A 13,856-nucleotide genomic window follows, 5' to 3' on the forward strand; every position below is an offset into this window, starting at 1 on the left:
AGCTTTTTATTAGGAATAAAACAGTCAGTCCCTATAAACTAAAATTTTTGAAAAGTGAGAGTCATTCAGTGCTCTCGCTCGCTCAATCAGTCAAAAATGAAGTCGTGTAAATTCTTAGTGGTAAAAAAGCCTTTTTATGCAGATGTACCGTGAGCACAGGGTATAAAATAACTGTCGTTCGGACCGTTTAAAGGAAAATGTATCTGCTTTTTTACCACTAAGAATTTACACGACTTCATTTTTGACTGATTGAGCGAGCGAGAGCACTGAATGACTCTCACTTTTCAAAAATTTTAGTTTATAGGGACTGACTGTTTTATTCCTAATAAAAAGCTCTCACCTATTTACTGATTTGATAATCTCTTCACTAAATATCCCATCACTGTGAATTCACACTCAGTTAGAATGTGATCGAGATCTTTTTCATTATTTAGCAAGTCTTCTTACGGGGGGAAAATATGCAGCCACGTAAAATTAATGCTACGGCTGAGGTAATGTTTTTTAAGCTTTCAGTTTTAGCGTGAAGCACCCTATCTGTTTTGTCAAAACGAGTTTGATTTGATAAACATAGCCCCTTGATTAACTTGGACCCTGATTAAGAAACTTACTAAAGAGCTGATTTTAAAGCACAAATATTAATAAAAGTCTCCAGCCGGAAATTTCAGGGAGAACAAGGCGAATTTACGCGTCAATAGCGGACACACAGTTAGCGTTGAAAATAGCCGCAGGAGATAGATTTATTATCCAAAGTTCAGGTTAACTAACACTTCTATTGGCTTTTTAGGCAACAGATAGATCAATCTAAACATGAGTTTGCAAGGAAATAGAATAGAAAAATAGCTAATTAAGTGAGAGAGAGAAAATTAGGTGTATAGAAATATTAGTAGTAGAGAGGGGAATTATGGTGAAACAGAGTCCTGTTTCACCAAGTTGAACTTAGGTTCACATAATAAAAATTATGCTAGTTCTACGTTCTCAGCTTCAGGGCCTTTTTGGCCTTGCTTGATGCTGAAAGTGACTTGTTGACCTTCGCTTAGAGTGCGAAAACCTGAGCCAGTGATAGCGCTGAAATGTACGAATACGTCAGGGCCATTTTCTTGTTCAATAAAACCGAAACCTTTAGCTTCGTTGAAGAACTTAACTTTACCAGTAGTTGACATACTATATTTTCCTGTAAGTCAAAATTTAAAATTCAGCCAATAATTGGCTATATCCTCCCTGAGTGAATGCCCAAAAAATCCTTTGGGTAAAGTACAGGAAGAAATAATTGACCAAACAGGTAACCATAAACGCCGCACATTAACCGAAAATTCTATACGCAAAAACTCAAAGCAAGTTAAGGTTAACATAATAAAATCGTTTTAGCTCTATTAATTAAGAATTATTTTAAACAGGCTTTAATTGCTGATTTTACACGCGATAAAGACATATATTAATGCTAAACAGGCAACTAAAATGGCCTTTTAATCGCCTGAGTAAGTTAAATAGTTACTTCACTTGCCAATCAATAATTGATTCAGCTTTAATAGGTACTACATGATCGTCACCCAACGGGTAGCTTGCAGGCACAGTCCAAGGCTGCTTCACTAAAGTCACGGTATCAGCATTTCTGGCTAATCCATAGAAATCAGCGCCATAATGACTAGCAAATCCTTCTAATTTATCCAATGCACCAGCGTCTTCAAACGCTTCAGCATACAGCTCTAATGCGGCATGAGCCGTATATGCACCTGCACAGCCACAGGCAGCTTCTTTTTTATCTTTATAGTGTGGCGCAGAATCTGTGCCTAAAAAGAACTTTTTACTACCGCTCGTTGCCGCTTCAATCAGTGCTTGTTGATGGCTATTACGCTTTAATATTGGTAAGCAATAGTAATGTGGGCGAATTCCCCCTGCCAACATATGATTGCGGTTATACAACAAGTGATGGGCGGTAATGGTTGCTGCCAGATTATCTGAAGCGTTATTAACAAAATCAACGGCATCTTTGGTTGTAATATGCTCAAGTACAATCTTTAAGTCTGGGAAGTCTTTAACAACATCAACTAAAATTGTTTCTAAAAATACTTTTTCACGATCAAATATATCAATCGATGAATCTGTCACTTCACCATGGATCAGCAATAACATGCCGACTTCTTGCATGGCTTTTAATGCTGGGTAAATCTTTTTAATTGAGGTTACACCAGAGTCTGAGTTAGTGGTCGCACCGGCTGGATACACTTTAGCAGCAACAATTTTACCCGTAGCATGGGCTTTTTTAATTTCATCTGCGCTCGTGTTATCCGTTAGATAAAGTACCATCAGCGGCTCAAAGCTACCTTGTGGTCCTGCCGCCATAATGCGGTCGCGATACGCTAAAGCGGTTTCAGTGCAGGTTGCCGGGGGAACTAAGTTTGGCATAATAATCGCGCGCCCCATATAGCGGCTAATATCCCTAACTGTATCTTTTAATTGATTTCCATCACGTAAATGAACATGCCAGTCATCTGGACGAGTGATAGTTAACGTTGCTTGAGTATTGGAGGCTTGATTTGTCATTACTTATTTCCACGGCTGAATTTAATTGATCATATGCATATGCCCTAGCCGAGTAAAGATTTTATTGTGGTTTTTACTGACGCTTTTTATCAACGGATAGAATGAAAGCATTGCATCATCAATAGTTTGCCGTGTGTTTACCTTTACATACAGATCTTGTTAATTTTATTTATTCTTTGTCTATCTATTAACATTCCGTTAATCTATAAGTATATCAATGACACAAAAACGGTATATTCACGCGTGGCACATGCAGAATAAAATAGATTTATCTTCAGCGCTTGATGTTAAAACCGAGCAACTGAGCATTATTAATCAGTTTTCCTCAAGCTTATTACAGTTAGATAAACTCGATGAATTGTTCGACTATGTCACCACTGAAGTAGTTAAACGGTTAGGCTTTGTTGATTGTGTTATTTATATTGCCGATGAAAGTGCTACAACCTTGCACGAAGTCGCATCAATGGGAGTGTCTCCTGCTAATAGTAACTATGCCATAGAACGAAAAACCATTGCATTTAACCAAGGTATTACTGGTTATGTTGCTTCAACGGGTCGTGCTGTTATTATTGGTGATGTCAGTACAGATAGCCGTTATATCGCAGATGTACGCCCTGCTATGTCTGAACTATGTGTACCATTAGTTTATAAGCAGCAGGTTTTAGGAGTGATTGACTGCGAACACCCGGTACGTAATTATTTTAGTGATGCTCACCTAGAAATTTTAACAACCGTCGCGCATTTGCTCAGCGCAAAAATAAATCAGGTCAACACTGTTGAAAACTTACAACAAACGGTGAGTCAATTAAATAGTGCCCAAAAGCTGGAAGGCACATTATTACAAATAGCTAATTTAACTTACCAAGCCAATGACTTAGATACTTTTTTAGAGTCATTGCACAACATTATGACCAGTTTACTGCGTGCTGATAACTTTTTGGTAGGCTTATACGATAAAAATATCGATATCCTTGATATTGTTTATATTGTAGAAGAAGGGGTGCGCTCAAATGCCCATAAAAAAATCTCCAAAGAGCAACTAAAAAATACCGCCTCCTATTATTTACTCAATTTAGAGCAATCACTGCTTTTAAATAAACAAGAATACCAACAACATATTGCAGCTGGTCATTTTAAAATGGTGGGTCGCCAATCTGAATCTTGGCTTGGGGTACCATTTAGGGTCAGTGAGCATATAAGTGGCGTAATTGTAGTACAAAGTTACGATAAAACTCACCATTACAATGATCATGACCGTGCCCTACTCACTTACGTTAGCCGCCAAATTAGCATGGCCATCGACAGGCAGTTATCTCGCCAAGCGCTTGAACACCGCGCTTTACATGACGAATTAACTGGCCTTGCAAATCGTTCTTTACTCATTGACCGTATAAAGCACGGTATCTTACGACTTACGCGTACACCTAAAGGGTGCTATCACGCGCTGTTGTATTTAGATTTTGACCGTTTTAAAAGCATCAACGACTCATTAGGGCATGAAGTGGGGGATCACTTTCTAATTGCTATTTGTAAATCAATTCAAGGCACGATCCGTAATACCGATACATTTGCACGGCTCGGTGGCGACGAATTCGCTATTTTTATGGAGAACATCACCCATAAAAACCAAATTAACGATGCCCTAAAACGGATCAAAAATGCACTTCAGGCACCGCTTAATATCGATGGTCATTTATTACAAGCGTCCACCAGTATTGGCGTTGCATTTTGTGAAAACGAAAACGATAAAGCCTATCAATTATTGCAGCATGCCGATGCAGCAATGTACGAAGCTAAATCCACTGGCCGTGGACAAGTAAAGTTTTTTAACAATACTATGCGCAAAAAGCTCAAAAGCCATGCAGATATAGAGAATGATTTACAACATGGTATTGAGCACGATGAGTTTGAGCTTTATTTTCAAGCTATTTTTGGCATCCAAAATTGTGATGTGGTGGGCTTTGAAGCCCTTGTACGCTGGCATCACCCGAGTAAAGGCTTTGTCGCACCAAATGACTTTATTCCAGTTGCAGAAAGCACCGGACAAATTATTAATCTAGATCTGCATTTGTTAGAGCTTGCAGCAAAACAAATAGCGGCTTGGCAACAGCAAGGGAAACGATTTTTGCGGATCACCGTAAATGTCTCATCCAGACACTTTGCAAGTGTTGATTTCATCACACAGATCCACGCTATTTATAATAAATATGCGCTCGAGTTAGGGTCTTTATGTTTGGAGATCACCGAATCAGGTTTAATCGAAAATTTAGAGTTGGCTACCAAGATAATCGAAGGTTTAGCGCCATTAAAAGTAAAGTTATGTTTAGATGATTTTGGCACTGGCTACTCTTCTTTAGGTTATTTACATCAATTACCCATCCATGTATTAAAAATCGATAAAAGTTTTATTGATCACCTAAAAGACACTGCCACGCCATTGGTTGATGCCATTTTATCACTCGCTTCATCGCTTAAATTAGATGTGATTGCTGAGGGAATTGAAACCCAAGAGCAGTTAAGTATCTTGCAGCAAACTAAATGTGATTTTGGCCAAGGGTTTTTAAAAGCCAAACCTATGCCCGCTACTCAAGCTATTTTACTAATAGATAAACCACTTTAACGTTGGCATAAAAAAGGCCCTGCAGTGCAGGGCCTTAGCGTTAATGTTTGCTATTTATTACCATAACCAACTAACCAATGTGCCATAACTGCAATAACTGGTAGCGTGATCAATGTTCTAAGAATGAATATTATGAACAACTCAAAAATATTTACCGGAATTTTACTACCCAATAATAGCGCGCCCACTTCCGACATATAAATCAACTGGGTTACACTCATTGCCGCAATAATAAAGCGAGTAACATCACTTTCAATGGTGCCAGCAGCTAAAATTGATGGAATAAACATATCAGCAAAGCCAACCATAATCGTTTGCGCGGCGGCTTCTGCTTCAGGGATCTGTAATAACTCTAAAAATGGAATGAAAGGTTTGCCTAAATAAGCAAATATTGGTGTATATTCAGCAATAACTAACGCAAACGTGCCCACCGCCATCACGATTGGCAATACCGCAAACACCATGTCTAATGCGTTGTGAATGCCTTCTTTCATGGTACCGGCAAAGCCTGGTGAGTGTTTAGCTTTGTTCAGCGCTACATGCAAAGCATGGGTGAGAATATTCTTGCCGTGAGGCACCCGCTCTTTATGAGGATCAGGTTGGCTGCCATCAATAAATACATCTTTTTTAAAGCTCAACGGCGGAATGCGTGGCACAATCAATGCGGCCACAACCCCAGCTAAACACACCGTTAAATAAAACGGCGCAAATAACTGCTCCAGCCCAACTTGACCTAATACCACTAAACAAAATGTAATTGACACGGCAGAAAAGGTGGTACCAATAATCGCCGCTTCACGCTGGGTATAATGCTTTTCTTCATACTGGCGCGCGGTCATTAAAATCCCCACACTGCCATCACCTAACCATGACGTTGCACAATCAACCGCACTTCGCCCTGGCACACCAAACAGCGGACGCATCACTTTAGTTAATAATGTTCCCACTAATTCAAGTAAGCCAAAATTCAACAGCAAAGGCAGTAACAAACCCGCTAAAATAAACACTGAAAATAAAACGGGCAGCAAATCTTTTAATACTAAGCCACCGGTATTTTCTGAAGTGATACCAGTGAAAATAGGCTGTAATACGCCCGGTAGTGCTGAATTTAAATCTGGGTTATTAAGGCTTAAAACCGTAAGAATAATAAACGCCATACCAAATAAACGGATCACTAACCATAACCAGTGCACATCAAAAAGGTGCTTTAAAATAGCAGATTTCATTAATGCCGCTGGTTTAAATAGTTTCATCACTAAAGACAAAACACCGGTAATACAAATAATCACGGTGATCAACAGATCAATATAGGATGCAACCGCCGTTTTTACAGCTTTAGCCATAACGGCAATGGGGATAGTCATCGCTCCATCCATTGGTACTGGAGTCATGAACAAGAATACACCGATCAGCGACGGAATGATAAAAGTTAACCATACCTTTAAGTCAAACTGCTCGGCAGAGGAAGTTAGATTAGACATTGTTTTCAACCTGTAGAAACCACAAAAAGAGCAAAAGCTCTTTTTGTGGTGTTATTATTATTTATTATTAAATTTTAATACCGCGTTGACGCAAAGCATTTTCTAATGCTTGTTGTAAATCATTCATTGTACCCGGCTCTAAGGTTGTGCCTTCGTCATCCATCCAGGTCAAGCTCGTACCGCCATCTTTGGTACGACTGACTAATATTTGATATTGACCATCTTCAATAGGTAACTCAGCAAGTTCTTCGCCCCAAATTGAATCCCATACACTTGATTCTGGTTTGTTGTAATCAGCCGTGATCAAGCCGCGCTCTTGGTCAATTTCAACAATAGTAAATGATAAACGCTCTAAGAATCCTGAGAAACGTTCGAATATTACAAAGTAATCTTGCTCGGTCACTAATGCCGCATTACCTTTATTATCAAAGCCCATTTCCAGCGAAATAATGCCCTGTTGTTTACGTATTTCAACTTCAAGTTGACGATAGCGATAATCAAATTCTGCCACAACTTGGTTCAGTGCTCGCACTTCTAACTGTTGTTGCAAAATAGCTGTCAATGGCACGTCTTTACTCTCATATTCTGCTAACTTAGCACTTAATGAAGCTGTACGTTGGTGCGACTTTTCTTCAATTGTAAAGATAAAGCGTTGTTGCGATATCTTATCTTCGCTATCCCATAACCAACCTTCTTCTGGCTTGATGATGGCATACCAATCAGTTTCAATTGAACCTAATAACTTATCTTGTTTTATTGGTTTTGTTTGATGATCAACTAATACGGCCTGAACTGAATCCCAAATAAATTCATCTAAATCGGCAATACCATCGTTTTTATCAAAATAAACACGTGCTTGCTTATCACCTTCTTCAACCCAACTGCCTTTTGCAACAGTTAATACTTGCGCGGGCGGACGGTAATTTGTTGAATCAGGATTATTATCATACTCCGCCACTTCCATCCTATAAATGGGATCTTGAGCTGGCTGCGCCAATTGTCCTGGCACTTGTACCGGCTCACCGGCACGGTAATTACGTTTATGATGCGCTTCGTCAGTGAACACACCACATCCTGACAAGCTAACCAACACGCTTACAGCAAGCGCTTTTGGGATCCAATACTGCACAGATAATTCTCCTTAGCATACCCTTAATTGTTTTAACAAATATATGAGTGGGTTATGCCGATTTGGTTCAGTGTAAAGTCAATATTAACTTTACGTATCTTGTTTTTATGCAAAACCCGTTATTTTGGGATACGGCTTAACAGTAATGCTAGCCAGTTAATATGCAAAATTTTAACTATGGTACTTTCCCATGCCACTAAAAACAAGAAACACCGTGCTTTAATAACAGCTTAAATTGGCTCGCTCTGTAGTTTCGCGATTGTTTTGTGTTAAACTTCGCCGCCGTGTGGTGGTAATTGCCGGCTTAGCTTACTCTGATTGTTATTAATAATATAACCTAGGTACTTGAATTCATGACTACTTTTTCAAATCATCAGATCGTTTTAACTGCCATTGGCGATGATCGCCCTGGTATTGTCAGTGAATTAACCCAATTAGTCAGTGACTGTCACTGTAATATTATTGATAGCCGCATTGCCATCTTAGGTAATGAATTTACCTTTATTATGTTGCTATCGGGCGATATGTCGGCAATTAGCCGTATTGAACACACCCTGCCCCTCAAAGGCATGGAGCTAGGTTTACTCACTATGATGAAGCGCACCGCCAGTCATACTCAAAGTGAATTTTGTGCCGGTTACACCCTCGAATATACAGGTATCGACACCCCTGGCACGTTAAGTAAAGTAACGCGCTTTTTTGCCGACAAACATATCAGTATATGCTCTTTAAAGTCAGATACCTATGACGAAGATGAAGACACCATAATGCGCTGTGAACTGGAATTTAACATTCCAGTAGAGGTTGACATTGACAGCTTTAAAGTCCAATTTGAAGATCTTTCACGTACTCTCAATGTCGATTATATATTTCGACGTATTCGCTAAGGAGCAAAGCATGAACACCATTAATCCATTACAAGCCGGCGATAAAGCCCCCGCTTTTAGTTTACAAAACCAAGATGGCGAAACAATCGTCCTTGCAGAGCTATTAAAAGAGCAGCAAGTATTAGTGTACTTTTATCCAAAAGCCTCAACACCCGGCTGCACAGTACAAGCTGAAAACCTACGCGATGAAAAAGCCGTATTAGCCCAACTTAACACTCGCGTCGTGGGTATCAGCCCGGATCCGGTAAAAAAATTAAAAAACTTTGAAACCAAAAAAGAATTAAACTTTGATTTACTCTCAGACGAAGACCACGCGATTGCCGAAGCATTCGGCGTCTGGGGCTACAAAAAATTTATGGGCAAAGAATACGACGGCATCCACCGTTTGAGCTTCTTAATTGGCCAAGACGGCACCATAAAGCACTTTTTCGATAAATTTAAAACCAAAGATCATCATCAAGTGGTACTGGATTATTTGACTAAAGATTAAGCCGTAAGCCGTAAAAATATACAAAAGCGTTGCCAATGTGCAACGCTTTTTTGCTTCCAGTTGATTAGATTGTTATAAAGCAGTTGCTCGAGACATAACAGTATAGGATAAAGACTTACCGTCTATTCTAAACATATCTTGTATCTCCCCACATTTTTCAAACCCTGTACTAATATACAATTTTTGTGCGGCTATATTGTTTGAAAGTACCCAAAGCTCTATAAACTCAATTAAAGGTTCAGAAGAAACCCAACTTACCATTTTATTTATTAAGTGTTTTCCGATACCTTGTTTACGAACTGAACGATCGACCCCCATACCCAGTAAAACTCTATGTTTCGTATGGTTTTCTGCATGACCTCGAATATCGATATGCCCCACAATATTTTTGTTTTCATCAAAAGCTAGCCAAAGACGTCGCCACCCTTGTTGGTATAATTCAGTTTTAATGCCATCAGAAAAACGAGACTTCATTGCTTCACTTACAGATGATTCTGCTTTAGACATCGGTTGAAAAAGATGTGTATCACCGACACCATTATCTGACAAATGATCATTTGAGTAAGTGAAAAACGTTCTTAAATCATTTTGCGTTGCTTGCCTTATTTCCATGTTACTCCACTTTCTGGCTGCTTTATAACGAGCCTGTAGAATTACTCGTTTTTAATTTATTTTTATTGATTTATCAAAATCATAGCTGAGTTCCTATTTTGATTCAATCGGTTACTTCGATTCCGCGTAAAATATAAAAACAGGACTAGCTGTTGTTTTAATTGGCATTTTGGAAGGTGTTACCGATGTTTGAGTGGCTTGTTTGAGGTTAAAAGAACTCCCCTTCTTAATGCATCGTGTTTCGCAGCTTTTCTAAATTATGAACAAGGCAATAAAGTTCCGCAGTGTGAAATGAAAGCATTCACTTTCGTTTGACCGCGTAAGGTCAATTTATTCATGCCTTTATTAACCATAATATGGCGCTTGTTACCTTAAGAAAGCAGGTTCAATGCACCCAAGTCGTTTGCCGCTCTTTTATTAAAAATTATCGTCACCCCATTGGGCCGTCTATTTTGACCTTCATTTGAATTAGCTAACGGTGGATTTAGAACACTGGATCCGCCATAGAATACGCATTTGCTATTGGCGGCAGCGGCGCTTTTTATAAAAATAGTACGCAAAAAAGTACATAGTTTAATGAAACGAAGTGTCAGTGAACGACTCGCCATAGCATGTGTATCACCAGTACCAAAAGTAGGCGCTTGGAAGCGAAGGCCCTTGTAGAAGCTCAAAAACAAAAGGAATTAACATTGCGCTAGGCAATGACTATTTAGCTTCACAAGGTTTAGTGTCATTGAGAGATATTTGGATCAATATTCATTACGGGTGATGAACCGCTCATAGCACTTCCTGTTAATAAAAAGCGCATGATGGATGGTGTGGCGGCTGGAGGTTAGAGACCTCCGGCGACCCGGTTAGGCATTGATAGCGTTACACAACACCTGAACTGTGACTTCGTATTTCTCATTACCTGGCATTACACCACTTTCTACGCCCACTTCAGTAAACCCAGATGACTTGTAAAACTCTAGTGCAGGAGTATTCCCCTTTAAAACTTCAATTGTAAACGTACGAGACGACGCTTTTGTGACAGTATTAACTAATGCTCTCCCGACACCAATGCGATACAAGGCAGGGTCTACATATAACCATGCTATCTCTTCCTCATCATATGCAATAAAGCCAGCAACAATCCCCTTGTATTCTGCTACAAACAAATCATATTCAAAAAGGTTTTCACTTTCAGCTGCAATTTCCATCGGTAAAAACGCATCTACTAGTGATGCACTACGTAACTCATCTAAACGAGCTAAATCGTGTATTTCACAAATACGGGACCAATCTTTTTCTAAATATTTACGAATTATCATATGACGAACTTCCAAAAATACCTAACGAGCCTGTAGAAATAACTCATTTTTAATTTATTTTTATTGATGGTTTAACCATAGTCCCATTAAACAGAATTTACTTACATAGATTCTAACAAACTAAGAAAAACGCGCCCTCCCTATTTTGGAAATGTTATTTTACATTTCTTTTAAACCTTTGTGTGATTATTAACATTTTTAGATTGATTTTTAGCCGCTTACAAGATAGTTTCTATTTTAGGTGCTAACTCATCGAATTAGTTAGTTTGAATAGTTTTTTACAAGGAAGTTATAGTGAAAGTTAATGTATTTTTTTTATTATTTTTTATCATTTTTTTGTCAGGTTGTGGTGGCTCGTCAGATACACCCACCAAACAAACAACAGTTGTTAATCAGGCACCAGTTGCAGTAATTACCGTAACTCAAGAGCCAATATTTGTTGTTGGGCAAGAATTTGTTTTTAGTGCCGTAGAGAGTCATGACGCCAATAAAGATAAGCTCACATATCAATGGTCATTAGTTAACAGTGATAAGCAAGCTATCAGCTTAGCTAATACCACCGCACAAAATATTACCGTGGTCTTTGCTACTGAAGGTGAATACCGGCTAACACTTGTGGTTAACGATGGTATCGTCAATAGCGTCGTTGCTTCATACGATATTAATGTTGAGCAAGCGACTGCGGCAGTGGTCGCACATGCAGGACCAGATCAAAGCGTTAAACTCGGAGCGTTAATTAAGCTCAGTGGAAGATCAAGCTATGTCTTGCAGGGCAATATTCACTATCAATGGAGCTTTGTTGATAAACCATCGAGCAGTATTGCAGTGTTAGACAAAATTAACTCGATAGAAAGTGAGTTTATAGCCGATGTTATGGGGCAATATCGCCTTAGTTTGATCGTTAGTGATGATACAGGGCAACAATCAATAGATGAAGTCGATATTGAGGTAAAGCCATATACTGAAAATAGTAGCCCTAACGCGGTGATTTCTTTTATTGCTCCGCAAGTATTAATATCACAAACACTTAATTTAAGTGCTCGTGATAGTTATGATGTTGATGGCGATCTATTAACCTATTTATGGGAGGTTATTAGTCAGCCAAGTAATTCCAGTGTGGAGCTCAATAATTATCGCACGGTCGATGCTGAGTTCTCTGCCGATACGCCAGGAGACTATGAAATTGAGTTAACTGTTGCTGATCCTACTTTAGCTTCAACAAGCACCAGTGCGATAGTCAAGGTAGTTTCGGGTAATCAAGTACCTGTTGCTAATGCAGGACCCGATAAAATCGTTAACACAGGTCAAAGTATTCCGCTGTCAGCTATTGCTAGCTATGATCCTGAGCAATCTCCTTTAGCATATCAATGGTCTTTAATTAAAAAACCTGATGATAGTGATCTGCAATTGATAACATCAAATCAACAAATAATAATGGTTGAATTAGATGTTGACGGTGAGTATGTTTTTTCTTTGGTTGTTAATGATGGTCAAGCGGACTCAACACCGAGTCAAGTTCGTATCACCGCGAAAAGTAATCAAAAACCGATCGCTAAAATAAAGGCTGCAACCTCTGCCTATTTGTACCAAACAGTAACATTAGATGGCAGTGGAAGTCAGGATCCTGAAGGAACAGATCTTAGCTATCAATGGGTATGGCTCAGCCGGGCTGGCGATAGTGAGTTGAATGATGCCGAATCGAAAACCCCGAGCTTTATCCCACTAGTAGGTGGAGAATATGTTGTGCAGTTGATCGTTAATGATGGTAGCCAAAGCTCAGACCCTGTGCAACTAGCTATTACCGCCCAAGAAAATTTACCGCCTGTTATTCATCTTGCAGGAGATAGTGAACGAGCTACTTCTTATGGTAGCGAAGTAATACTTGACGCCTCATTAAGTAAAGATCCAGAGGGAGGCGCACTAACGTATTCTTGGACTTTGAGTAAACCAAGACTTAGTAATTCAATTCTAGCGAATACCACTGAAGCGATAACCTCATTTACGCCACTAACCTTTGGTACTTATACTGCTTCGGTTAGTGTAACGGACGATGCAGGTAATACGGTTGTAAAACAGATTTTAATTGCTGTTTCTATGAATGATGTTAGCTGGCTTGGCACTGTTAGCGGTCGTTTGGTTGATTCTTTAGGGCGCGGCCTCGCTAATGTCGATCTCTTTTCAAGTGAAGCAATAACAGACAGTCTATATTTCTCTACGGATGATAATGGCTATTATCAAGCAGTAATAGGCGTAGGAGCAGAGAAGAAGTTTAGCATTATGGGTTATAGTTCTCCATTTGCATTTGCTAACGTTGTGAGAGATCAGCAAGTAACTGCCAACCACTTTATTATTGACTTAGGAACAAAAACAGCACTTATTAAGCAGAATGTCCGTATTGGTTTAGCAACTTGTGAAGGGTATAGTGGCCCTACTGAGCTTGAGCTTAAATTTAATGCATTAGATTTGTCGTTAAAGGGGGGGGAATTAGATCAGCGCGTCTATAGCTCTCAAATAATTACCATTGGCAAAACCAGTGAGTTTTCACTATTCGCACCTTTTTTATATCGTGTTGATACAGATGATTATCCTGTTATTTGGATAAAAAACACCGAAAAAGGAGATTATGATCGTAAGGAACAATGGCAATTAGATTTACGTGCTAACTCAAATGATATTGTTGAGCACACATTTGAAGTCTGTGACCAGCTCACCCCATAATGATTAAAGCTTGCTTGATAAGCCTTTATCGAATTTCAGCTTAGGCCGATTCAATTTATCTTAATAAG

The 13,856-nt window shown here is 39.1% G+C and carries 10 protein-coding genes; 4 read left to right on the forward strand and 6 right to left on the reverse strand.

Annotated elements, in window-relative coordinates:
* Positions 1-956: 956 nt before the first annotated feature.
* Both ENH88_RS05550 and pyrC read right to left on the reverse strand, forming a co-directional pair.
* Positions 957-1,160, reverse strand: a complete 204-nt coding sequence (locus ENH88_RS05550; protein ID WP_064668395.1) for a cold-shock protein — start codon at positions 1,158-1,160, stop codon at positions 957-959.
* A 328-nt stretch (positions 1,161-1,488) separates the two neighbouring features.
* The gene (pyrC, locus tag ENH88_RS05555; protein WP_304180512.1) at positions 1,489-2,541 is read right to left on the reverse strand and encodes a dihydroorotase; all 1,053 of its coding nucleotides are present in this window, start codon (positions 2,539-2,541) and stop codon (positions 1,489-1,491) included.
* 250 nt (positions 2,542-2,791) lie between these two features.
* On the opposite strand from pyrC, the gene ENH88_RS05560 reads away from it, so the two are divergent.
* Positions 2,792-5,161 (forward strand): EAL domain-containing protein, encoded by a 2,370-nt coding sequence (locus tag ENH88_RS05560; RefSeq protein WP_304180525.1) that lies wholly within the window; start codon positions 2,792-2,794, stop codon positions 5,159-5,161.
* A 50-nt stretch (positions 5,162-5,211) separates the two neighbouring features.
* Here the strand turns inward: ENH88_RS05560 and ENH88_RS05565 are convergent, their stop codons facing one another.
* Both ENH88_RS05565 and bamC read right to left on the reverse strand, forming a co-directional pair.
* Positions 5,212-6,642, reverse strand: a complete 1,431-nt coding sequence (locus ENH88_RS05565) for a YjiH family protein (protein ID WP_304180514.1) — start codon at positions 6,640-6,642, stop codon at positions 5,212-5,214.
* A gap of 67 nt (positions 6,643-6,709) precedes the next feature.
* A complete protein-coding gene (gene bamC, locus ENH88_RS05570) occupies positions 6,710-7,771 on the reverse strand; it encodes an outer membrane protein assembly factor BamC (RefSeq protein ID WP_304180516.1) in 1,062 nt (353 codons plus the stop codon).
* Positions 7,772-8,124: 353 nt separating this feature from the next.
* On the opposite strand from bamC, the gene ENH88_RS05575 reads away from it, so the two are divergent.
* Positions 8,125-8,658 (forward strand): glycine cleavage system protein R, encoded by a 534-nt coding sequence (locus ENH88_RS05575; RefSeq protein WP_301561988.1) that lies wholly within the window; start codon positions 8,125-8,127, stop codon positions 8,656-8,658.
* 10 nt (positions 8,659-8,668) lie between these two features.
* Positions 8,669-9,148 carry a thioredoxin-dependent thiol peroxidase gene (gene bcp / locus ENH88_RS05580; protein ID WP_304180519.1) on the forward strand — a complete coding sequence of 160 codons (480 nt, stop codon included), beginning with the start codon at positions 8,669-8,671 and terminating at the stop codon, positions 9,146-9,148.
* A gap of 72 nt (positions 9,149-9,220) precedes the next feature.
* Here the strand turns inward: bcp and ENH88_RS05585 are convergent, their stop codons facing one another.
* Positions 9,221-9,760 (reverse strand): GNAT family N-acetyltransferase, encoded by a 540-nt coding sequence (locus ENH88_RS05585; RefSeq protein ID WP_304180521.1) that lies wholly within the window; start codon positions 9,758-9,760, stop codon positions 9,221-9,223.
* An 854-nt stretch (positions 9,761-10,614) separates the two neighbouring features.
* Positions 10,615-11,070 (reverse strand): GNAT family N-acetyltransferase, encoded by a 456-nt coding sequence (locus tag ENH88_RS05590; RefSeq protein ID WP_304180522.1) that lies wholly within the window; start codon positions 11,068-11,070, stop codon positions 10,615-10,617.
* Between the two features lie 294 nt (positions 11,071-11,364).
* Here ENH88_RS05590 and ENH88_RS05595 point away from each other — a divergent pair, with 294 nt between their 5' ends.
* Positions 11,365-13,788: a PKD domain-containing protein gene (locus ENH88_RS05595; RefSeq protein ID WP_304180524.1), complete on the forward strand. Its 2,424-nt coding sequence runs from the start codon at positions 11,365-11,367 to the stop codon at positions 13,786-13,788.
* The last annotated feature ends 68 nt before the right edge of the window (positions 13,789-13,856 follow it).

Origin of the sequence: Pseudoalteromonas prydzensis (genome assembly GCF_011050055.1) — a bacterium.
Lineage (GTDB): Bacteria > Pseudomonadota > Gammaproteobacteria > Enterobacterales > Alteromonadaceae > Pseudoalteromonas > Pseudoalteromonas prydzensis_A.